Genomic DNA, 19,776 nt, shown 5'->3' on the forward strand with positions numbered 1-19,776 from the left:
GGTCTGCTTAACGCTTCACTGAGTCTGTTTCTATGCTAGATTGAAGCTTTGTGATCAGTGAAACGAATAATTTATATATCTAACATCAGAGATCTTGATGGCATGGCACTCAAAAGCGAATGGTTGGCGACGTTTCTGGCGGTCGTGGAGTCGGGAAGTTTCACTGACGGTGCCCAGCGCATTCACCGCACTCAGTCGGCAGTCAGCATGCAGATACAGCAACTCGAGCGTCATGCAGGACAGCCTTTGCTGGTACGGCATCGGCAGTCGGTGGTACCCACCGCTACGGGGGAGCGGCTGATTCCGCATGCACGTCGCGTGGTGGAATCGTTGGCCGACGTGAGCCAATGTCTAGCGGTGACTCCGGCACGTGGACAGCTTCGTATCGGAGTCCCGGAAGAGTATGCCACGGGCCCCTTAACGACGGTTTTGGCCCGTTTTCAACGTGCCCAGCCTGAGGTCGAATTGATCGTCTGTTGCGGGCCCAGCCCTGATATCGCTGACATGATGGCAGCGGGCAATCTCGACTTGGGCATATTGATCGCTGATCAGCAACCAGTGCATGGGGAGGTCATTGGTTACGACCCAACGGATTGGCTCGTTGGCGTCGGCATGGAATGGACGCCTGACGAGCCGCTACCCCTGGTGTTGTTCGATCACGATTGCTGGTGGCGGCAGTGGGCGATTGATGCCGTTCAGCAGGCCGGTCTCGAGTGGCGCGTTGCCTACACCAGCCACAGCGTGTCAGGTGTCGGGAGTGCGATCAGAGCCGGTCTGGGTATTGGCGTGTTGGGCAAGAGCACGGCCCCGGCCGAGACCGTACCAGCATCGAATGTCATGGCCTTGCCAACATTGCCAGGTTCACACTTGGTTCTCAGAATACTGAGCCATCAAGCGCCGGGAGTATGGGATATGGCGGCCACGGTTAGACGTGCCTTTGCGACGCATCATGACTGAGACACGCGTCTCGCCATCACGGTGATCTCGACGCGGCTATCGCCGAACAGCCTGGCCGATTCCGTGCAGGTGCGAGCCGGGTATCGTTCCTCGGTAAAGAATTCGGCATAGACGGCGTCCATATGCGATATGTCGTCGAGGTCGGTCAGGTGAACGTCGACGCGGACGACATCTTGCCAATCGCAATCCGCCTTGTGGAGCATGTATTCGAGTTTCCGCATGACACTACGCGTCTCTTCGGTGACATCGCCGATGACGGTCTCCCCACCTTGAATGTCAGCCGCCGTCAGGCCTGAAATGAAAACATAGTTATCATCCAGCACCATGTGACTACCGGGGAATGCTGGGGAAGGCAGTGTCGGGTCGTTACGATAGTCGGGCATCGAGTCGCTCCTTGGGTAAACGCTCATGGGTCCGTACTGTCTTAGTGCGTGACTTCAGCGTCAGAGTTTCATCCCTCACAGTCGCACGGTCCGTGACTAGGCTGATAGCTGTCAAACCGGCAATGGAGGTGAGGGACATGATGCCACGAGCCGTGCTGCTGGATATCAGCGGCGTCCTCCACAATGATGGTGTACCACTGCCCAAGGCCGTGGAGGCCGTCAGCCGCCTGCAGGAAGCCAGTGTTGCACTGCGCTTCGTGACCAACACATCGCGCAAGACCGGTGCCGCCGTGTATGCCGAACTGCGGCAGATGGGGTTTGAAGTCGAACGTTCACAAATCCATACGGCACCTTCCGTGCTCAAGCGATATGTCCAACAACACGGACTGCGCCCCTACCTGTTGATCCATGACAACCTGATTCCGGAGTTCGATGACATCGATGAGACGCATCCCAATGCGGTGGTGATATGTGATGCCGAATATCGCTTCGACTATGCGCATCTCGATGCTGCTTTTCAAATACTGCAGACAGGGGCTCCCTTGCTCGTCGTGGGCACCAATCGGTATTTCCACCGGCAAGGCAGTTTGCATCTCGATGCCGGGCCGTTCGTCAAAGCACTCGAATACGCTGCAGACACTCAAGCTCGGGTATTGGGGAAACCGGCGCCAGGCTTTTTCCAGGGCGTTCTGGACGAGGTGGGGGTAGATGCCGGAGAGGCTCTGATGGTCGGCGACGATGCCGAAGCGGATGTCGCTGCAGCCATCCAGGCCGGTTTACAGGGTTGTCTGGTGCGGACCGGCAAGTATCGTCATGGTGATGAACGGCGTACACTTGGGTGTCGCCTGGAGAAGGACCTGGGGGCTCTCGTCGAATCGCTTGGTTGACTCCTCGGCAACGTGTCAACCGGCGTCAGGACAGCGCCCCCGATGTGTCTATGACTTGATGCCTCCGTGGAAGGCGATATCCAGACGAATCGGCAAGTCGGGATCAAGGCTGACGATACGAAGTGCATGATCATGCATGTCCTGACGGAGCTGTTCATATTCGCTGCCGCCTTGCATTTTCAATTCCTCGACCTGACGTTCCGCGACATCCAGATTCCCGAGATAGTTCTTGGCACTTTGGCGTAGCGCATTCCCCGTATCGCCGCTGACCAGTTGGTGGAACTCGTCGTTATCGAGTCCCTGATTTTCGATGATGATATCCATGGCGTTGACTCCTTGTATCGGGTGGTCGATCGTTGAACCCCGAACTCCTCGCTCATTGCCTCAATCGAAACATGTCCAGGGCGATAATCGAAAGAGTGCGCCCGTGACGTCCAGTGTGCTATGTCACTTGCTGGGCTCGTAACCAGTCAATCTCATCAGCCCAGATACTGGGGTCGATGGTTTCCAGAATCATGGGGACGCCATCGATACGTGAGTCGCGCATCAGTGCTGTGAACCCGTCCAGGCCAATGTTGCCCTGACCGATACTATGGTGGCGATCGACACGGCTGGCGAATTCGCTTTTGGCATCATTGAGGTGCAGGCCACGTAGATAGTCGAAACCAACGGTTGTCCCGAAGTCGTCAAACGTGGCTTTGCACGTTTCCGCGGTGCGCATGTCATAACCGGCGGCGAATGCGTGGCACGTATCGATACATACGCCGACTCGCGACTTGTCATCGACCTGGTCGATGATCTCTATCAAGTGATCGAAATGCCAACCTAGATTGGTTCCCTGCCCAGCCGTGTTCTCGATAACCGCTGTCACCCCTCGTGTCCGAGCAAGCGCTTCGTTGATGGAGTCGGCAATACGTGCCAGGCATTCACCGACACTGATCTTCTTCAGGTGACTGCCAGGATGAAAGTTGAGCTGGGACAGTCCCAGTTGCTCGCAACGCTGCATCTCATCGAGGAACGCATCACGTGACTTCTGCAACCCTGCGGCCTCTGGATGGCCGAGATTGATCAAGTAACTATCATGCGGGAGGATCTGCTTCGGCTCGAATCCGTGTTCCTTGCAGGCGTGACGGAACGCCTGGATTGCCTCATCCGTCAGGGGTTTGGCTTTCCATTGGCGCTGGTTCTTTGTGAACAGGGCAAAGGCATCGGCTCCGATGTCGACGGCACGCTTCACCGCCTGATCCGGGCCGCCGGCAGCGCTTACGTGAGCACCGAGATACTTCATGGCTGGAATGTCCTCTGGGTGACGATGGTTCACTAACCATATAGGGCGGTTACATGGTACGAACGTCATATTGTGCCGTGAACCGTTCGACGATGTCTCGTAACGCTGGCGGCAGACGTTCCATTACCGTGATCATGATAAGGCAAGAGCCGTTTATGACTGTGTTTTGCCAACCTGAGAGTGATACCGGACAATAGCGTGGAATGGCACGTTCGATCGGGTGATCAATTTTGCTGGAAGCAACTTAGCGCGTGGTTGGGAGGCCGACATGATCCATTGGCGTTGCTGGTTGGTGACTCTTGTTCTAATGGGGTGGCCGCTGATGGTGCAGGCCGATCCGTTACGTGTTGCTGCCGCCTCCAACGTACAGTTTGCCCTGGAGGAGATCGCCGAGCGGTTCGAGGCCGAAGAGGGGGCATCGGTACGATTGACCTTCGGTTCATCAGGCAACTTTCGTCGCCAAATCGCACAGGGCGCTCCGTTCGAGGTGTTCCTCTCCGCCGATGAAGCGTATGTCGCAGCGTTGTACGATCAGGGACTGACACGGAATGAAGGCACCCGTTATGCTCGGGGGCGACTGGTCTGGTTGCAACGCTCGCAAGCGGGGTTACCTCAGGAATCGTCTCCTCTGGCTGCTGTCGAGATGGCCATCGAGAGGTATGCGGACAACGGAGCACGTCAGCGTATCGCCATGGCGAATCCGGAGCATGCGCCCTATGGTGTAGCTGCGCGCCAAGCTCTGGAACATGCAGGAGTGTGGCGGGATATGCAGCCACTCAAAGTCTTGGGGGAGAATGTCGCACAAGCCACTCAATTTGCCCTGTCCGATGATGCTCTCGGTGGACTGGTTGCCTATTCACTAGCGGTATCGCCCGCGTTACGCGAGCGTAGCGAGTTCGTGCCGATACCAGAGGGCTGGCATGATCCTCTTCATCAGCGCATGGTACTGCTCGATGGAGCCGGTGATACGGCCCGGGCGTTTTATGAGTATCTGCGTGGCGATGAGGCGCAGGCCATCTTTGAACGCTATGGTTTCGGGCTGCCCGATCCGGCGGAGAGCGATTGATGGACTGGTCGGCGCTTTCCGTCTCACTGCGATTAGCGGTAACCACTTGCCTGTTACTCCTGCCGCTGGCGTTATGGCTTGGTCGCACGCTTGCCGTGACACGGTCCCGTGGGCGCCCATTCGGTGAAGCGTTGATCGCCTTGCCGTTGGTGATGCCACCGACTGTTCTGGGCTTCTATCTGATGGTGGCGTTCGGCAGGGAGGCGCCATTGGGTTCCCTCTGGCATGCATTGACCGGTGGAGCACTCAATTTCACATTCACCGGAATCCTGTTCGCCTCCCTGGTCATCAATCTACCATTCGCCGTTCAACCCATTCAGCGAGCGTTCGAAACGGTACCGGGGCATTTGCGCGAGGCTGCCTGGTGCAGTGGGTTATCATCGTGGCAAACATTCATGCGTATTGAACTGCCTTTGGTATGGCCGGGGCTGATATCGTCGGTTGCACTGACATTCGCGCATACACTGGGAGAGTTCGGTGTGATACTGATGGTTGGCGGGTCTCTCGATGGTGAAACGCGAACGCTCTCGATTGCCATCTATGACCGCATGCAGGCATTTGATGAAGTCGGTGCCGGTATCATGTCGACGGTGTTATTGATGGTGTCATTCGTGACCATCGGGGTGGTATACGGTTTGGCTAGGCGCAGGGGAGTACCGCGTGTCTGAATTGGAAGTCACGCTGTCTCAGACGAGCCCTATTCCGTTGGCGGCCGAGTTTCGTTGCCAGCCTGGCGAGCTGCTGGCGCTGGTTGGACCTTCCGGCAGTGGCAAGACGACCCTGTTGCGCGCCATTGCCGGACTCTATCAACCGCAGCAAGGAACCATCCGCTGTGCGGGGCAAGTGTGGTTCGATACCGCCAAGCGGTTGTGCATGACGCCCCAGCAACGCCGTGTGGGCGTCGTGTTCCAGGATTATGCTCTGTTCCCGCATCTGACGGCCTGTGACAATGTTGCGATTGCGATGGGTCATGTAGCCAGTAGCGAGCAGCGTGAACGTGCTGAGCAATGGTTGGCGCGTGTGCGTCTTCAGGGCCTCGAAGGGCGTTATCCGCATGAGCTGTCGGGGGGGCAATGCCAACGTGTGGCCGTGGCTCGGGCCCTGGCGAGAGATCCCTGGGTATTGTTGCTCGATGAGCCTTTCTCGGCGGTGGACCAGGTGACACGGCGGCGGCTGCAGCGGGAGTTGGCACTGTTGCGCGAAACGATCGACATCCCGATCGTGCTGGTGACTCATGACCTGGACGAGGCGACGGCACTGGCGGATAGGTTATGCGTATTGCAAGCTGGCGCCACACTGCAGGTGGGGCCGCCCGAACGGCTGTATCGCCATCCCGCCTCACCTCAGGTAGCCCGCCTCCTCGATAAGCACAATGTGTTTACGGGGACGGTCGCGGAGACATCGGGACGACGTTATCTGACATGGGGGCCGAACCGACTCGAAGTCGAGACAGGTCTCGATAACCTGGAACCCGGTCAAACGCTGCATTGGTATGTGCCGCCCTCCGACGTGATACTGCATCGTCGCGACCGGCCCTCGCGCGGAGAGCGAGAAAATCCGGTCGAAAGCACCGTAAGTGAAATCATCGTGCTGGGGGGCATGGCGCTGGTAACGCTGTCGTTCTCGCATACGCGAGAAACCTTGCGCTTCGAGATCTCGACTCACGCGGCGCGTCGGAATGGTTTGGCCAAGGGCGAGACGGTTATCGTTTCGCTGCTCGCTAGCGGTATTCATCTGATGCCGGACGCCGCTTTGCCACAACACGAGGGAGCTCAGCCATGACGTCCTGCTGTCTGGACCGGATTATCGTGTCGCTGCTTTTGAGCCTGATACCCGCTCTCGCCCTGGCGCAGGAGGCCAGTCGCGACATCGACTTCGCGACGGCGGAGGTGACGATTCACAACGAGCGTCATGCGGCGCAACTATCGGTGGAACTCGCCGTGAATGGTCGACAGCGGGCGCGCGGGTTGATGGAGCGTGAGCATCTTGGTGCTGACGCGGGCATGCTGTTTCTTTATGAGCGAGAGAGGACGCCCGGTACGAGTGTCTGGATGTACCGCACTCGTATTCCGCTGGATATCGCCTTCATCGGGGGCGACGGAAGGATTGCCGCGATACAGGAAATGCCGCCCTGCGATGCCGATGCCCCCGGCGATTGTCCAACCTATGAAGCGGGAGTGACATACGTCGCGGCGCTGGAGGTCAATGCCGGTTACTTCGACGAGAACGACATCGACATTGGGGATTGTGTGGCGCTCGATGGCGAGCGGCTAGGCCGAGCCAGTGATTGCTAGGCACGTTTGGGTTGACTGCTCTGCTTGCCTGTGAGGATGATCAGGCCAACACCGGCGACCACGAACCCGCCTCCCGCGACCTTGTGAATCCCCAAACCATCGTCGAGCAGGACGACACCGAGCACGACGGCGAGTACCGGTACGAGTAGCGTCATGGGGACGACCTTGTTGACCGGGTGGCGGCGTAGCAGACCATACCAGAGGCCGTAGGCCACGATCGATGACATCACGGCCGTATAGACAACGGCTCCCCAGCCGGTCAAACCGGCAGATGCCAGTGCCTGCCATTGGCCACGTTCGAATAACCACGACCCCAGGGCGACTTGAGGTACGGCGAACAGAGCGATCCATCCCGCCAGTGCCAGTGGCGGGATCGAGGGGCCCCGCTTGATCAACAGTTGCGAGATTGCCCACCCCATGGCACTGAGCAGCAGCAGTATCAACGGCAGAGGGGAGGGTAGCGTCGGCCCACCTGCCAGTACGACGACGCCGACAAATGACATCACAAGCCCTGTCAGGCGACGGGCATCCAGAGCTTCCTTGAGGAAGATCACGGCCAATAGTGTGGCGAATGGGGTGCCCATCTGCACCAGGATCGCGCCAGTTCCCGCTTCGGCTTGCCCCAGACCGATGAATAGCAGGGCGAAGTGCATCGTCCCAAAGGTCGCCGAGAGCAAGAGTAGAAACGGCAGGTGGTACCGAGACACGGGATTGAAGGGCACCAGTAGGGCAGCGACCAGCGTGAAGCGCAATGTCATCAGCAGCAGGGGAGGGAGCTCCTCCACGCCTACCTTGATGATGATGATGTTCAGCGCCCAGAGCGCAATGACGGTCAGTCCGAGTAGCAGGTCACGAAATGGCACGGTTCGTCCTTGAAGAGCTCTGATATAACTCGTACAGCATATCAGTTCGTTCATCGCAATTGATGGATCGGGAAGGATTGAATCGAATCGTGAGGCTGAGTTGGGTGCGTATCGCGTATAAGATGAAATGCTCTCGTTGTCTTTCCATTCGGATGGTAGATCACACATCATGACCACCATACGCAAGGTCGCTGAACTAGCAGGCGTTTCCGTTGCAACCGTTTCGCGCACACTGAAGTTACCGGATGTCGTGACTCCCAAGACGCGCGCGAAAGTTCTCGAAGCGGTCGAAGCGGCGGGCTATGAACCCAACATGATCGCAGTACAGTTCCGCTCGCGTCGGACTCGAAACCTGGTTGTGCTGGTACCAACCGTTGCCAATACGTTTTTTGCGCGAGTCATCAGTGGTATTCAGGAAGCGGCACATCGGCAGGATTACCGAGTCCTGCTCTGCAATACCCTAGGCGAGGAAGCGGCTGAGGAGGCCTATGCGCGGATGGTGACAACGCGCCAGGCTGATGGGGTGATCCAGTTACGCGCTTATAACCCCTTTGCCAATACTAGCCTCGGGAAAGGTGACCCGTTACCGATGGTCAATGCGTGTGAAGTGCTCGACGAACCGCCCTGTCCGACGGTGACACTGGACAACCGCGCGGCAGCGCGCTGCCTGACCGATCATCTGATAGCGCTCGGTCACCGTCGCATCGGTATGATCAAGGGGCCGAGACGAAGCCCGTTGACCCGCGATCGTGTCGCAGGCTATCGGGATGCATTACTCGCCGCCGGCCTCGTCCCCGATGAAAGCTGGATCTATCCGGGGGACTTCACGCCGAAGTCAGGTTTCGAGGCCGCGGGTGAACTTGCCACCCGGAAGGATCGGCCGACGGCTATTTTCTGTGAGAGTGACGAAATGGCCATCGGCGCGATCCAGCGTATCAAGCAGTCGGGATTATCGGTGCCTGGCGATATCTCGGTGGCGGGGTTCGACGACATTGCTTTCGCTTCCTATAGCGATCCGCCGTTGACGACCATTTCTCAGCCTGCCGAAGCATTCGGCCGAGAGGCCGTGGCCATGCTGATCGAGGTGCTGAAAGGCAAAACGCCGGTACCGGCTCACACTGTACTGCCCTATGAACTGGTCGTCCGCGCGAGTACGGCGCCCGTCACGTCTATCTGAAGCCGATCAGCGCCAAGCGAGCGGATGCTCGGCCTTGAGCACGCCGTTGTCATCCCAGTCGGCCCAGCCGCTGAAAGGAATCGGGGCGTCTGAGGTCAGGTGGGTCAAGCGGTCAGCCCAGTTCGATGTTTCTTGCTTCAAGCGATGGCGGAATTCGGTCTCGTTCTGATAGCTGAGTTCTCCTCCTTGCACGCCATGAATCACCTGTGGGGCTAGCACGTCCATACCCAGATAATAGAGCGAGCAGTGCATCGGCCACATCAACTTGGCCATATCGCCTCCGCGGCCGTGAGGAGAAAATGCCGCGGCCGGAGAGCCGGTAGTGACCGCACAGATCGCTCGCTTACCGCGAAAATAGCCGCGATCATAGCGCATGCTGCCTGAATAGACGCCACCATAGACCATGACGCGATCAAACCAGCCTTTGAGCATCGCCGGTAAGCTGTGCCACCACAAGGGAAACTGCAGGATGACCAGGTCGGCCCGTTCCAAGCGAGCGAGCTCGCGCTGAACGTCAGTGGGCAGAGTCTGGCGTTGGAATGCCTGGCGCTGTTCGGTCAATGGCTGAAAGGTATCCACGACGCTGCGGTCAGGGAAATGCGAGGGCCGCTCGACCGGGTCAAAGTTCTCAGCGTAGAGATCCGAGACTTCCACGCTATGGCCGAGGCATTGCAACGTCTCGATAGCGATGTTTTTCAGCTCGCCATTGAAGGATTGCGGCTCAGGGTGGCTAAAAACGATCAACGTGTTCATGAGGGTCGTCCTCGTGGTGTCGCATTGAGGACTATCAGGCTAGGCTTTCCATTAGTGAAACGGTATTCCCTAAACAAGACAGTGAACTTTGCATGAATGAACAAGGCCTTCATTGGGATGACCTGAAAGTGGTGTTGGCCATTGCCGAAGCGGGCTCGCTTTCCGGTGCGGGGCGTCGCTTGAGAGCCAGTCATGCCACGTTATTTCGGCGGCTCAATGCCATTGAAGAACGCTTGGGGGTCAGGCTGTTCGAACGTCTGCGTAGCGGATATGTGCCAACTGCAGCGGGTGAAGAACTGGCAGGCACGGCTCGGCGAGTCGAGATCGACGTATTGGATGTCGAGCGCCGCATCGTGGGGCGTGATTCTCGACTGTACGGCACATTGCGCGTGACAACGACCGACACGCTGCTGATGGGACTTCTCTCACCGGTTTTGGCAGCCTTTCGGCAGTCGCATCCGGACATCGTGCTTGAAGTTGCGGTGTCCAACCAACTGTATAACCTGTCTCAACGCGATGCCGACATCGCCATACGTCCTTCTCCGGCTCCGCCAGATCATCTGGTGGGGCGTCGGATCGGTGCTATTGCTCAGGCCATCTATGCGCCAGTAGACAGTGATACAGACGACATCGGCTGGATCGGACCGGATCGACATCTTGGCTATGCAGCACTGGAAGCCTGGATGAAGGGCTCCGGCGTCAATGATCGATGCCATTACCGCGTCGATACCATGCTGGGAATGCAGGCAGCGGTTCGTGACGGTCTGGGGCAAGCGATTCTACCTTGCTATCTCGCTGACGAGGATTCGTCCATGGTGCGGATCGGTGCACCGATTCCGGAACTGACGACCGATTTGTGGCTGTTGACGCACCCCGACTTGCGTCGTGTGGCGCGCATTCAGGCATTCATGACCTTTGTCGCTGAGGCGGTCATGGAACGTATGATGCTTTCAACGTCGCCTTCAGCTCCAGGCTGAACGTTATCCACGGTCTTGCATGACCAGCGGACGCCTGACCGTGTGAGCCAGGCGTCCTGCATTTTCAGTTCGATATGGACCCGGGGAGCAGGCGCGGATCTGTCTTGCGTAGTTCACGGCACTCACTCAAGACGCGCAAGGCATCGAAGTCTAGCGGTAGACGTGACGCCCACAGAATATCGCCACGATGATGACCGATATCCTCGAGGACATGATCGTCGTGTGCCAATAGTGGCAGAAAACGCTGCCGGAATTGGCGTCGACGACGATACATGCGCCACCAGTGCTCCAGCTTGCTGATCAATTTCAATGGTGGCATGGCCGGCATGTAGAAATCCGGTTCGGGCGGTTGTCTCGGCTTGTCGGCAACCAGGTGCAAGCGGCGCATCGGTTCATATTGACTCATTTCACACCTCCATGCGGGTAACCTCTTCGCGTACGGTTACCGGTGACTGCGTTGTGCTGGATGGAGGGTCGCGACCTCTGAGGAACATCATGGTCCTGGCTTTTTGATCAATCAAACGAAAAGGTCTACATTGTAAATTCAATTTTGTTTAACGGTATCGACCATGACGACGCACTCTTCCTTGACGACCAGCAATTCGCCGTTGCCGCTGCTGGATACCGATGTGCTAAGGACGTTCGTAACGATCGCCGAGAGCGGGAGCTTTACCCGTGCTGCTCGTCAAGTGTTTCGCACACCGTCGGCTTTGAGCATGCAGATCAAACGGTTGGAAGATACGTTGGGGCAATCGTTATTCGTACGTGAAGCGCGTCAGGTACGACTGACTGCGGAAGGCGAAGTGTTGCTCGGTTATGGACGCAGGCTGCTGAAACTCAATGAAGAGGCCGTGACGCAGTTTCTGGCACCGTCGGTGGAGGGACGGATCGGGTTTGGCACCACCGATGATGTGGGAACTCGCATTCTTCCCAATGTCCTGGCACAGTTCGCGCGGACGCATCCGGCGGTTCAGGTCGATGTCATGGTAGGCAGTAGCGCGGACATGCTGTCGCGCCTGGATGCCGGTGAACTCGACCTGGCACTGATCACGGCAGGCAACAGGGGGCAGCCGGCGCGTGGTGACAAGGTGCATAGCGAACCGCTTGTTTGGGCTGGGCGCGATGGAGGGCTTGCCGCCCGGCGCTCACCACTCCCGGTGGCGCTGGCGAATCATGGTTGCGCCTGGCGCGGCATGGCGCTTGATGCTCTCGATCGCGCCGATATCGACTATCGGGTCGCGTACACTTGCGAGCACTGTGCCGGACAGGAGGCCGCCATGCTGGCCGATCTCGCGGTGGCCCCTTTTCCCCAGAGTCTGATCAAGCCGCCACTGCGCAAACTGGACAGAGACCTGTTGCCACCGCTTGGCGATTATCAGTTGGAGCTGGTGAAACGCGGCGGCCAAGCCAGTGAGGCACTGCTGGGATATGTACTTGAGGCGTTTCGGGATATGCATGGTCGAGGCGGCACCCATGCCTGAGGGTCGCTAGCCGGCAATCTCGTGGCGAGTGGGGTTACACCCATACGTCATTCTCAGCCAGGAGTTCCCCGCCAGCCTGACCCGTATTGACGACGCCACGCGGCTCGACAAGCAGCACATGGCACTCTTCGGCTGCGCAGGGTTTATGTTCCACGCCTCTTGGCACGACATACATATCGCCTTCACTGAGCTGGATGAGACCATCGCGGAACTCGATGTGCATCGTTCCCTTGATGACGATGAACACTTCATCCGTATCGGTATGGTCATGCCATACGAACTCTCCCTTGAGTTTGGCGAGTTTGAACTGATAGTCATTCATTTCGGCAATCACACGAGGTGACCAATGCTCTGAAAAGCGGCTGAGCTTGTCGGCAAGATTGATGGTTTCATGGTTCATTGAGGAATCCTCCTGAAGCAGCCTGAGGCGGTGCCTGGTCTATAGTTGCCGACGCAATATCACGGTCGCGAGGATCTGGGTGGCGCCACCGATAAAACATAGGAGGGTGAAAGCACCAGGTTCGCCCTGCGTGATTTCCCAGAAGAAGCCTGCCAGTGCAACGGTTAGAACGGCTACATAAGCGATGGCCAGTGCGCGGAGCTGAATCAAGCCATGCCGTTCGTCCAGTGGTTGATCGTGACTCAGTAACTGTATGGACTCGAAGCGTTGCCCAAAGCGCATGATACTGGCATAGATCAGCATGATGAGCAGCATGGCCGAACCGATTCCCGGGGCCTCGGCTGCCAGCCAGGCAGTCAGGAACATGGCGATCCCCAGTATCACGCTGGTCAGGGGAACCAACAAAGGGCGATGCCGAGTGTCTTCAGAGGTTGTGTGAGGAGCTCTGTTCATGCTGATCATCGAATACCTCCTCGACGGGCTTACCGAAGAATCGTGCCAGGCAGAGTGCGAGTGGTAGCGAAGGCACGTAACGGCCGACTTCGATAGAGTTGATGGTATTGCGAGACACCCCCATGGCCTCGGCCAGGGCCGCTTGGGTCATACCGTGCTTTTTACGCAAGGCGCGAACGTGATTGAGCATATGACAAGTATGCTTGGCATAGGCAGTATGTCAAGCATACTTGGCACATTGGCTGGCTGATGTCACTGCATCGCGTCATCATCCAGTTCGGTGGCGCGGCGATAGGCATCACGGTCACTGATCCGTGCCCAGTAGTCACGAAATGCCGGGCGGTCCTCGACGGTACCGAACGTCAGGCCCCAGCCGATATGCGCACCGACATAGACATCGGCTGCCGAGAAGCGTTCGCCGGCAATGTAGGGGGTCCGGCTAACCGCATGTTCCAGAGTCTCGATCACCGAGGCGTAGTTGCCATAGCCGACCCGCCCCTGTTGTTCGGCGTTCGGTTCCAGCCCCAGATAGCGATCACCAACCGCGGCTTCCAATGGTCCGGCGGCGAAAAATAACCAGCGGTAGTAAGCCCCCCGGTCATCAAGCGGCGGTGCCATTTCGGCCTCGGGAAACGCATCCGCCAGGTAGGCGCAAATGGCTGCACACTCGGTGACGACGGTCCGGCCATGACGAATGACAGGAACCTTCCCCATTGGATTGAGTGCAAGATATTCCGGCGTCTTCATTGGTGGGCCGTATTCGATCACCTCGACCCGGTAGTCGGCCCTAATCTCCTCGAGCATCCAACGCACAATGCGGCCTCGCGACATGGGGTTCGTATATAGAATTAGTTCGGCAGTCATGGCGTCTCTCCTCGGTGTGAACGATGTTTCGTGCCTGATATGGCAACGGTTCATCCATCGGGCAAGCTGAGTCATCAGGATAGATCAGGTGAGGAATTCGCTTGATGATCCTCAGGTAATGATTGGCTCGGCAAGCGTCACTGGCAACTCATAGGCAGAATGCATCAAGACCATGATAGGAATTTGGCTTTACCTCAATATTGCTTTAGGTTTTATAACGAGTCGTGTCTTTTGCCACTTGAAGAGGACATGACGTATGAAGACTCGTATCAAACTTGCTGTCATTTACGGTAGCGTTCGGGAAGGGCGATTCTGCGATACTGTGGGCAACTGGGTCGTAGAGCAGGTTCGTGCCCGAGATGGCTATGTACTGGATCTCATTGACCCCGCCGAGAATGTGACCAGGTCGGTTTTGGCTCGGCAACTCGCGTCGGCAGATGCCTTTGTCGTGGTAACCCCTGAGTACAACCACTCTTACCCAGCGGCCCTCAAGGAATTGATTGATACCTTCTATGCCGAATGGCAGGCAAAACCGGTGGCCTTTGTTTCTTATGGCGGAGCGTCGGGGGGCATCAGGTCGGTTGAACATCTGAGAGCGGTGTTCGCTGAACTGCACGCGGTAGGGATACGTGACGGCATCATGTTTCCCAATGTATGGGATCAGTTCAATCAGCAGGGACAGCCCGTGCATTCGGAGCGTGCTGAACGCAGTATGACAACGATGTTGAATCGTCTTGATTGGTGGGCGCGGGCATTGCGTGATGCCCGAGCCATCAGGGATTACGCCGAAACGGGAGCCTGAGTCACACGGGGCTTACTGTGCGCAGTAAGCCCCGAGCGTTCGGCTGCAGATGCATTTGTTCAAGCGAACCGAGCCATCAGTTCGCTCTTGAAGGAACATCAATAGTTTCGAGTGTCGAGCGCGGACAGAGTCCATCAGCGCACAAGAACCATTATCGTGTGATGTGCTGGATAAACGATGTCAGTGTATCAAGTGCCGTTTTCCTTTGCCCCTTCCCTTCAACGCGCGTCCCCTTACAATGCGGTAGGGAATCCATGGATTCCGTCTCGATACCAATAAGCACCGACCGTAGGTCGGGTGAACGCATTCAAGGACACGCCATGAAAAGTAGATACCTTTTTTTTCGTCGCGCCGCCACTCTGGCCGGTGCAGTAGTGATGTGCACTGCCGCTCTCAGTTCACAAGCACGTGAATATTCCGTTTCTACCGTGCTGTCGGATGCTTTCCCTTGGGGGGAGGCGGCTCAGAAATGGACTGAATTGGTCGAGGAGCGTTCCGATGGCGAGATAACCATGCGGGTCTACCCGGATTCGCAACTGGTCAATGGCGATCAGACCCGTGAGTTCTCGGCCATGCGTTCCGGATTGATCGATATGGCGGTCGGATCGACCATCAATTGGTCACCGCAAGTGCCGGAGCTCAACCTCTTTTCGCTGCCCTTCCTGATGCCGGATTACGAAGCTGTGGATGCCGTGACCGGCGGCGAGGCCGGCGCAATGATCTTCGATGCCATCGAGTCGAACGGTGTGGTGCCGTTGGCTTGGGGCGAAAACGGTTTCCGCCAATTATCCAATTCGAGCGGCCCGGTCGATGAACCCGCCGATCTCGAAGGCCTGAAGATCCGGGTAGTGGGTTCGCCGCTATTTCAGGATACGTTCGAGGCCTTGGGCGCCAATCCGACCCAGATGAGTTGGGCGGATGCCAAGCCAGCGTTGACGACCGGCGCCGTCGACGGGCAGGAAAATCCGTTGTCGGTCTTCGATGTGGCGCGTATCGATCAAGCCGAACAGATGTATCTGACACGCTGGAATTACATGAATGACCCATTGATCTTTGCAGTGAGCGAGCGTGTCTGGCAGTCGTTCTCCGACGAGGAGCGAGAATTGGTTCGCCAGGCAGCGATCGATGCCGGGCAGTGGGAAATCGAGAAAACGCGCGCCGAAGAGAGCGAACGACTGGACTCGATCAAGGAACGAGGCGTCGAGGTCGTCGAGCTTAGCGAGGAACAGCGTGAAGCCTTCGTCGAGGCGACTGATGACGTCTATGACGAATGGACGCCGGAAATCGGCGCGGAACTGGTGAAGGCCGCTCGCGAGTCGATCGACAACCGCTGACGTTTCATATCCATACCGGTCTCCTCATGCAGGAGGCTGGTATGTCCTTCGGATCGAGAAAACCATGAAATCTCTACCTGATGCTCGCCTTGAGCGAGTGCTGGCGACGTTGGCGTTGCTGATCATCGCGGTGATCAGCCTGGCCAATGTCGTGGTGCGCTATCTTACCGGCGGATCATTCGCATTCACCGAGGAGTTCTCGGTATTCCTGCTGGTGGTAGTGACGTTCGCGGGGGCGTCGGTGGCGCTGCGTCGCAATGGGCATATACGTATCGGTCTGCTGGAGCGTGCTCTTCCCGACGGTCCCAAGCGTGTCCTGATCGTCCTGCAATGGGCCGCGGGTGTCATCGTGCTGGGGTTGATTCTATGGTTCGGTGGCAAACTGACCTGGCAGGAATATCAGTGGGGCTCGCGTTCACCGGGCTTGGGGTTGCCTCAGTGGTGGTACATCGTCTGGTTGCCGATACTATCGATGCTCATGCTGTTGCGATTGACTCAACAGACCCTCGATCGCCTCAAGGGGAGACTCGACGATGAGTCCTGATCTGTGGATGCTGCTGGCGTTCGTGGGGTTGTTGATCGCAGGGGTCCCGGTGGCGTTTTCGCTGGCCTTGTCCGGCGCTATCGGTATCCTGGCGGGGTTGCCGCCCCACATGTTGGCAACGCTGGGCACCAACACCTACAACAGCGTAGCCAAGTACCCCTTGATTGCCATTCCGCTATTCATTCTCACGGGGCTGGTGTTCGAGCGCGCGGGAGTCGCGAGTCGATTGGTGCAATTTGCACAGGCAGTGATCGGGCCGCGTCATGGAGGTCTGGCGCTGGTCGCCGTCCTGGTATGCATGGTCATGGGAGGCATGAGCGGTTCCGGACCCGCGGACGCTGCCGCGGTCGCGATGGTCATGCTGCCCAGCATGACCAAGGCGGGCTACCCGAGACCCTTTTCGGCGACGTTGATCGCCGCGTCGGCATCCACGGCGATTCTGATTCCTCCCTCGGTGGCGTTGATTCTCTATTCCATCGTCGTGCCGGGAGTCGATCTGCGCGCACTGTTCGCCGCGGGGTTGTTTCCCGGCTTGCTGGCCGGTTTGGCTCTGCTGGCGCCATCGTTCTGGTTGTCTCGACGTTATCGCTGGGAAGCGCCGGAGATCGTCGACCGTCCTCCATTAGGACAGAGCTTCAAGCTGGCCTTGCCGGCCTTGTTCGCGCCAGTGCTGATCCTTGGAGGCTTGCGTAGCGGTTTGTTTACCCCCACGGAGGCGGCGGTGGCGGCGGTAACCTATGGCATCTTGATCGGCGTGTTCGTGACACGCGAACTGGATTTGCGTGAGTTGTGGCACCTGATCGGTGAAGCGGCCGTGATCACCGGTGTCGTCATGATGATCATCGCGTTGGCCGGTATCTTCGCATGGGCCGGGACGACACTAGGAACCTTTCGGTCGCTGGCCGAGTGGATCATTGCGTTATCCGACAATGGCACCTTGTTGCTGGTACTGATCATGCTGGGGGTCTTGGCGGCCGGCATGTTACTGGATGCCATCTCGATCTACCTGATCATGATGCCGATTCTAATACCGGTCATGCAGCACTTCGGCTGGAATCCAGTCTGGTTCGGCATTCTGATGGCGATGAACATCGCCATCGGTCAATTCACGCCGCCCGTGGCGGTGAACCTGATGGTGACGACAGAAATCGCCCGGGTGCGGCTGGAACAGACTGTGGGCTGGGCATTGGTGTTCGTCGTCGCCATGGGAGCGGCGTTGGCGATGGTGGCCGTGTTTCCCGAGATTGCACTGTGGTTGCCTCGTGTATTGGGATACAACGTCGGTGGTTAACCGTGGGTATCGTGGTGCTGCAAATTGGCTAGGGTCTTGCGATGCAATTCGGTGTCGCGTTCATTGAACAGGACGAAGCGTACCTGTTTGAGCTGGTGACAGCCGTCGCTGGCTTTCATCACTGTCGCGAGAGCGATACGCGCCGCTTCCGCCATGGGGTATCCAAAGGCACCGGTCGAGAGAGAAGGGAACGCGAGGGATTCGATGCCATACTGTTCGGCCAGTTCAATGGCATGGCGATAGCAGTCGGCAAGCAGAGCGTCTGCCGGTTCATCGACACCATAGACCGGTCCCAGGCAATGGATGACGTAGCGATTGGGTAGTTGGTGGGCACCGGTGATCACGGCCTGGCCGGGATGGATCGGCGCCAATGGGCGGCACTCTTCGGCAAGGCCGGGACCGGCCGTACGGTGTATCGCTCCCGCGACACCGCCGCCTATCTGAAGTTCGGCATTGGCGGCATTGACGACGGCATCGAACCCATCCTGGCGAGCGATATCACCCTGGATGCACTCGATCGCGAAGGGCGTTTTCATCTCGGCATCCCTCCTGATATTGACCTGTTTACCAGCCTAGCAGTCGCAGAGCATTGTCGGTATGGGGGCCGAGGGCCGGCTCTTGTTCTTCGCTGAGCGGGTAGCTCGTTTGGCGGGTTGGACACCATATTCAATGTTACGCAAATTAACGCTCCCTAAACGTTGATTAGGGACTAGGCTTGAGGGTACATGAAAAGTGAATGGGTAAAGGACGCTTCCTGCTGAATTCACTAAAGTAGTGGATGACGAATGTCATAAATTGCAATACTAGTGGGTTGTGATCCAGCCATGACAATAAGAGGGCTGGAGTCAGGGACAAACAACATCAAAGAGGTGTCTTCAATGAAACGCCACGTCTTCACCGCAACTGCCTTGACGAGCGCCATCATCGGTGCCGCGTCTTTTGCGTCTCCAGCGATGGCAGAGGAAGAAGAGCAATACATCACCATTGGCACCGGAGGGCAGACCGGGGTGTATTATGTGGTTGGCCAGTCGGTCTGTCGTCTGGTCAATCGCGGCAACGATGAACACAATATTCGCTGCAATGCTCCATCCACCGGCGGGTCCGTCGCGAATATCAATGGCATCAAGTCAGGTGAACTGGAACTGGGGGTGGCTCAGTCCGATGTCCAGTATCAGGCATACAACGGCGAAGGCCAGTTCGAGGATGATGGGGCCTATGAAGACCTGCGTGCGATCTTCAAGATTCATGGCGAACCGTTAACGGTACTGGCCCGCGCCGACTCTGGCATCGAAACGCTCGAAGATCTCGCTGACAAGCGAGTCAATATCGGTAACCCGGGGTCCGGGCAACGCAATACCATGGAAGTCGTCATGGATGCCATGGGATGGACCACCGATACGTTCGCCCGTGCTGAGCAGTTGGAAGCCGCTGAGCAAGCTGCGGCACTGGCAGACAACAACATTGATGCCATGGTGTATGTCGTCGGTCATCCAAACGGCTCCATTCAGGAAGCGACCACGACCGTCGATTCGCGTCTGATTCCGTTGGACAATGAAGAGATTCAGGGATTGATCGATGAGTACCCCTACTACTCTCAGTCGGTCATTCCTGGTGGGCTTTACGAGGGTAATCCCGAAGACGTGACTACCTTCGGTGTCGCAGCGACATTGGTGACTCGCGCGGATGTCGATGACGATGTCGTCTACGAAACCGTGAAGACCGTGTTCGATAACTTCGATCGCTTCAAGCAATTGCATCCTGCCTTCGAAAATCTCGATGAGCAGGAGATGATCTCGCAAGGCCTGTCAGCACCGCTCCACGAGGGCGCCAAGCGTTATTACGAGGAACGTGGCTGGTTGGACGACGAGTGATCGTCGCTTAAGGAAGAGCCTCCTCTTCCGTGACAAGATGCGCGGTGCTCCTGTCCGGGAGGCCGCGCATCGTGGTTTCTGATGGGGGGGC

The 19,776-nt window shown here is 57.6% G+C and carries 25 protein-coding genes; 14 read left to right on the plus strand and 11 right to left on the minus strand.

Translation table 11 applies throughout. The features are described 5' to 3' along the window. Positions 1-102: 102 nt before the first annotated feature. Positions 103-957, plus strand: a complete 855-nt coding sequence (locus FVV99_RS05045; RefSeq protein ID WP_148252936.1) for a LysR family transcriptional regulator — start codon at positions 103-105, stop codon at positions 955-957. Here the strand turns inward: FVV99_RS05045 and FVV99_RS05050 are convergent. Continuing rightward, positions 948-1,340 (minus strand): RidA family protein, encoded by a 393-nt coding sequence (locus tag FVV99_RS05050; protein WP_148252937.1) that lies wholly within the window; start codon positions 1,338-1,340, stop codon positions 948-950. The two genes, FVV99_RS05045 and FVV99_RS05050, sit on opposite strands and share 10 nt — an antisense overlap. Before the next feature lie 137 nt (positions 1,341-1,477). On the opposite strand from FVV99_RS05050, the gene FVV99_RS05055 reads away from it, so the two are divergent. Then, positions 1,478-2,227 (plus strand): TIGR01458 family HAD-type hydrolase, encoded by a 750-nt coding sequence (locus FVV99_RS05055; RefSeq protein ID WP_148252938.1) that lies wholly within the window; start codon positions 1,478-1,480, stop codon positions 2,225-2,227. Between the two features lie 48 nt (positions 2,228-2,275). On the opposite strand, the gene FVV99_RS05060 is transcribed toward FVV99_RS05055, so the two are convergent. Beyond that, positions 2,276-2,551 (minus strand): hypothetical protein, encoded by a 276-nt coding sequence (locus FVV99_RS05060; RefSeq protein ID WP_148252939.1) that lies wholly within the window; start codon positions 2,549-2,551, stop codon positions 2,276-2,278. A gap of 118 nt (positions 2,552-2,669) precedes the next feature. After that, positions 2,670-3,515 carry a deoxyribonuclease IV gene (nfo, locus tag FVV99_RS05065; protein WP_148252940.1) on the minus strand — a complete coding sequence of 282 codons (846 nt, stop codon included), beginning with the start codon at positions 3,513-3,515 and terminating at the stop codon, positions 2,670-2,672. Positions 3,516-3,783: 268 nt separating this feature from the next. Here nfo and modA point away from each other — a divergent pair, with 268 nt between their 5' ends. The 4 genes from modA to FVV99_RS05085 are packed head-to-tail and all read left to right on the plus strand — an operon-like array spanning position 3,784 to position 6,875. Next, positions 3,784-4,581 carry a molybdate ABC transporter substrate-binding protein gene (gene modA, locus FVV99_RS05070; protein ID WP_148252941.1) on the plus strand — a complete coding sequence of 266 codons (798 nt, stop codon included), beginning with the start codon at positions 3,784-3,786 and terminating at the stop codon, positions 4,579-4,581. After that, the gene (gene modB, locus FVV99_RS05075; protein ID WP_148252942.1) at positions 4,581-5,249 is read left to right on the plus strand and encodes a molybdate ABC transporter permease subunit; all 669 of its coding nucleotides are present in this window, start codon (positions 4,581-4,583) and stop codon (positions 5,247-5,249) included. The genes modA and modB overlap by 1 nt, the downstream gene beginning before the upstream one ends. Further along, positions 5,242-6,363 carry an ABC transporter ATP-binding protein gene (locus FVV99_RS05080; RefSeq protein ID WP_148252943.1) on the plus strand — a complete coding sequence of 374 codons (1,122 nt, stop codon included), beginning with the start codon at positions 5,242-5,244 and terminating at the stop codon, positions 6,361-6,363. The genes modB and FVV99_RS05080 overlap by 8 nt, the downstream gene beginning before the upstream one ends. Beyond that, the gene (locus tag FVV99_RS05085) at positions 6,360-6,875 is read left to right on the plus strand and encodes a DUF192 domain-containing protein (RefSeq protein ID WP_148252944.1); all 516 of its coding nucleotides are present in this window, start codon (positions 6,360-6,362) and stop codon (positions 6,873-6,875) included. The genes FVV99_RS05080 and FVV99_RS05085 overlap by 4 nt, the downstream gene beginning before the upstream one ends. Here FVV99_RS05085 and FVV99_RS05090 read toward each other — a convergent pair. Continuing rightward, positions 6,872-7,738, minus strand: coding sequence for a DMT family transporter (locus tag FVV99_RS05090; RefSeq protein WP_148252945.1), 867 nt, complete (start codon positions 7,736-7,738; stop codon positions 6,872-6,874). The two genes, FVV99_RS05085 and FVV99_RS05090, sit on opposite strands and share 4 nt — an antisense overlap. 169 nt (positions 7,739-7,907) lie before the next feature. Here FVV99_RS05090 and FVV99_RS05095 point away from each other — a divergent pair, with 169 nt between their 5' ends. Then, positions 7,908-8,915, plus strand: a complete 1,008-nt coding sequence (locus tag FVV99_RS05095; RefSeq protein ID WP_148252946.1) for a LacI family DNA-binding transcriptional regulator — start codon at positions 7,908-7,910, stop codon at positions 8,913-8,915. 6 nt (positions 8,916-8,921) lie between these two features. On the opposite strand, the gene FVV99_RS05100 is transcribed toward FVV99_RS05095, so the two are convergent. Beyond that, positions 8,922-9,668, minus strand: coding sequence for an NAD(P)H-dependent oxidoreductase (locus tag FVV99_RS05100; RefSeq protein ID WP_148252947.1), 747 nt, complete (start codon positions 9,666-9,668; stop codon positions 8,922-8,924). Positions 9,669-9,760: 92 nt separating this feature from the next. On the opposite strand from FVV99_RS05100, the gene FVV99_RS05105 reads away from it, so the two are divergent. Further along, positions 9,761-10,645 (plus strand): LysR family transcriptional regulator, encoded by an 885-nt coding sequence (locus tag FVV99_RS05105; RefSeq protein ID WP_148252948.1) that lies wholly within the window; start codon positions 9,761-9,763, stop codon positions 10,643-10,645. 64 nt (positions 10,646-10,709) lie between these two features. Here the strand turns inward: FVV99_RS05105 and FVV99_RS05110 are convergent, their stop codons facing one another. Next, positions 10,710-11,051: a hypothetical protein gene (locus tag FVV99_RS05110; protein ID WP_148252949.1), complete on the minus strand. Its 342-nt coding sequence runs from the start codon at positions 11,049-11,051 to the stop codon at positions 10,710-10,712. A gap of 163 nt (positions 11,052-11,214) precedes the next feature. Here FVV99_RS05110 and FVV99_RS05115 point away from each other — a divergent pair, with 163 nt between their 5' ends. Further along, complete coding sequence (locus FVV99_RS05115) at positions 11,215-12,126, plus strand: LysR substrate-binding domain-containing protein (RefSeq protein ID WP_148252950.1); 912 nt, start codon at positions 11,215-11,217, stop codon at positions 12,124-12,126. A gap of 34 nt (positions 12,127-12,160) precedes the next feature. On the opposite strand, the gene FVV99_RS05120 is transcribed toward FVV99_RS05115, so the two are convergent. From FVV99_RS05120 to FVV99_RS05135, 4 genes are all read right to left on the minus strand, one after another. Next, the gene (locus FVV99_RS05120) at positions 12,161-12,526 is read right to left on the minus strand and encodes a cupin domain-containing protein (RefSeq protein WP_148252951.1); all 366 of its coding nucleotides are present in this window, start codon (positions 12,524-12,526) and stop codon (positions 12,161-12,163) included. A gap of 39 nt (positions 12,527-12,565) precedes the next feature. Next, complete coding sequence (locus FVV99_RS05125; protein WP_161598961.1) at positions 12,566-12,988, minus strand: hypothetical protein; 423 nt, start codon at positions 12,986-12,988, stop codon at positions 12,566-12,568. Further along, entirely contained in the window at positions 12,951-13,169 is a 219-nt protein-coding gene (locus tag FVV99_RS05130; RefSeq protein ID WP_148252953.1) for a helix-turn-helix transcriptional regulator, read from the minus strand. The genes FVV99_RS05125 and FVV99_RS05130 overlap by 38 nt, the downstream gene beginning before the upstream one ends. Positions 13,170-13,231: 62 nt before the next feature. Continuing rightward, entirely contained in the window at positions 13,232-13,843 is a 612-nt protein-coding gene (locus FVV99_RS05135; protein ID WP_148252954.1) for a glutathione S-transferase family protein, read from the minus strand. Between the two features lie 256 nt (positions 13,844-14,099). Here FVV99_RS05135 and FVV99_RS05140 point away from each other — a divergent pair, with 256 nt between their 5' ends. The 4 genes from FVV99_RS05140 (at position 14,100) to FVV99_RS05155 (ending at position 17,814) form a co-directional block, all read left to right on the plus strand. Next, positions 14,100-14,645: an NADPH-dependent FMN reductase gene (locus FVV99_RS05140; RefSeq protein ID WP_148252955.1), complete on the plus strand. Its 546-nt coding sequence runs from the start codon at positions 14,100-14,102 to the stop codon at positions 14,643-14,645. Between the two features lie 320 nt (positions 14,646-14,965). Beyond that, entirely contained in the window at positions 14,966-15,979 is a 1,014-nt protein-coding gene (dctP, locus tag FVV99_RS05145; protein WP_148252956.1) for a TRAP transporter substrate-binding protein DctP, read from the plus strand. 64 nt (positions 15,980-16,043) lie between these two features. Next, the gene (locus tag FVV99_RS05150; protein ID WP_148252957.1) at positions 16,044-16,523 is read left to right on the plus strand and encodes a TRAP transporter small permease; all 480 of its coding nucleotides are present in this window, start codon (positions 16,044-16,046) and stop codon (positions 16,521-16,523) included. Then, positions 16,513-17,814: a TRAP transporter large permease gene (locus FVV99_RS05155; RefSeq protein WP_148252958.1), complete on the plus strand. Its 1,302-nt coding sequence runs from the start codon at positions 16,513-16,515 to the stop codon at positions 17,812-17,814. Before FVV99_RS05150 ends, FVV99_RS05155 begins: the two co-directional genes overlap by 11 nt. Here FVV99_RS05155 and FVV99_RS05160 read toward each other — a convergent pair. Beyond that, a complete protein-coding gene (locus FVV99_RS05160) occupies positions 17,811-18,350 on the minus strand; it encodes a macro domain-containing protein (protein ID WP_148252959.1) in 540 nt (179 codons plus the stop codon). The two genes, FVV99_RS05155 and FVV99_RS05160, sit on opposite strands and share 4 nt — an antisense overlap. A gap of 342 nt (positions 18,351-18,692) precedes the next feature. On the opposite strand from FVV99_RS05160, the gene FVV99_RS05165 reads away from it, so the two are divergent. Next, on the plus strand, positions 18,693-19,685 hold the full coding sequence (locus FVV99_RS05165; protein WP_148252960.1) for a TAXI family TRAP transporter solute-binding subunit: 993 nt from the start codon (positions 18,693-18,695) through the stop codon (positions 19,683-19,685). Positions 19,686-19,776 lie beyond the last annotated feature (91 nt).

Source organism: Aidingimonas lacisalsi (assembly GCF_008079445.1).
GTDB classification, from domain to species: domain Bacteria; phylum Pseudomonadota; class Gammaproteobacteria; order Pseudomonadales; family Halomonadaceae; genus Aidingimonas; species Aidingimonas lacisalsi.

Coding starts and splice junctions, on each gene's coding strand:
- FVV99_RS05045 (WP_148252936.1), top strand. CDS start 103: ATGGCACTCAAAAGCGAATGGTTGGCGACGTTTCTGGCGGTCGTGGAG.
- FVV99_RS05050 (WP_148252937.1), bottom strand. CDS start 1,340: ATGCCCGACTATCGTAACGACCCGACACTGCCTTCCCCAGCATTCCCC.
- FVV99_RS05055 (WP_148252938.1), top strand. CDS start 1,478: ATGATGCCACGAGCCGTGCTGCTGGATATCAGCGGCGTCCTCCACAAT.
- FVV99_RS05060 (WP_148252939.1), bottom strand. CDS start 2,551: ATGGATATCATCATCGAAAATCAGGGACTCGATAACGACGAGTTCCAC.
- nfo (WP_148252940.1), bottom strand. CDS start 3,515: ATGAAGTATCTCGGTGCTCACGTAAGCGCTGCCGGCGGCCCGGATCAG.
- modA (WP_148252941.1), top strand. CDS start 3,784: ATGATCCATTGGCGTTGCTGGTTGGTGACTCTTGTTCTAATGGGGTGG.
- modB (WP_148252942.1), top strand. CDS start 4,581: ATGGACTGGTCGGCGCTTTCCGTCTCACTGCGATTAGCGGTAACCACT.
- FVV99_RS05085 (WP_148252944.1), top strand. CDS start 6,360: ATGACGTCCTGCTGTCTGGACCGGATTATCGTGTCGCTGCTTTTGAGC.
- FVV99_RS05095 (WP_148252946.1), top strand. CDS start 7,908: ATGACCACCATACGCAAGGTCGCTGAACTAGCAGGCGTTTCCGTTGCA.
- FVV99_RS05100 (WP_148252947.1), bottom strand. CDS start 9,668: ATGAACACGTTGATCGTTTTTAGCCACCCTGAGCCGCAATCCTTCAAT.
- FVV99_RS05105 (WP_148252948.1), top strand. CDS start 9,761: ATGAATGAACAAGGCCTTCATTGGGATGACCTGAAAGTGGTGTTGGCC.
- FVV99_RS05110 (WP_148252949.1), bottom strand. CDS start 11,051: ATGAGTCAATATGAACCGATGCGCCGCTTGCACCTGGTTGCCGACAAG.
- FVV99_RS05115 (WP_148252950.1), top strand. CDS start 11,215: ATGACGACGCACTCTTCCTTGACGACCAGCAATTCGCCGTTGCCGCTG.
- FVV99_RS05120 (WP_148252951.1), bottom strand. CDS start 12,526: ATGAACCATGAAACCATCAATCTTGCCGACAAGCTCAGCCGCTTTTCA.
- FVV99_RS05125 (WP_161598961.1), bottom strand. CDS start 12,988: ATGATCAGCATGAACAGAGCTCCTCACACAACCTCTGAAGACACTCGG.
- FVV99_RS05130 (WP_148252953.1), bottom strand. CDS start 13,169: ATGCTCAATCACGTTCGCGCCTTGCGTAAAAAGCACGGTATGACCCAA.
- FVV99_RS05135 (WP_148252954.1), bottom strand. CDS start 13,843: ATGACTGCCGAACTAATTCTATATACGAACCCCATGTCGCGAGGCCGC.
- FVV99_RS05140 (WP_148252955.1), top strand. CDS start 14,100: ATGAAGACTCGTATCAAACTTGCTGTCATTTACGGTAGCGTTCGGGAA.
- dctP (WP_148252956.1), top strand. CDS start 14,966: ATGAAAAGTAGATACCTTTTTTTTCGTCGCGCCGCCACTCTGGCCGGT.
- FVV99_RS05150 (WP_148252957.1), top strand. CDS start 16,044: ATGAAATCTCTACCTGATGCTCGCCTTGAGCGAGTGCTGGCGACGTTG.
- FVV99_RS05155 (WP_148252958.1), top strand. CDS start 16,513: ATGAGTCCTGATCTGTGGATGCTGCTGGCGTTCGTGGGGTTGTTGATC.
- FVV99_RS05160 (WP_148252959.1), bottom strand. CDS start 18,350: ATGAAAACGCCCTTCGCGATCGAGTGCATCCAGGGTGATATCGCTCGC.
- FVV99_RS05165 (WP_148252960.1), top strand. CDS start 18,693: ATGAAACGCCACGTCTTCACCGCAACTGCCTTGACGAGCGCCATCATC.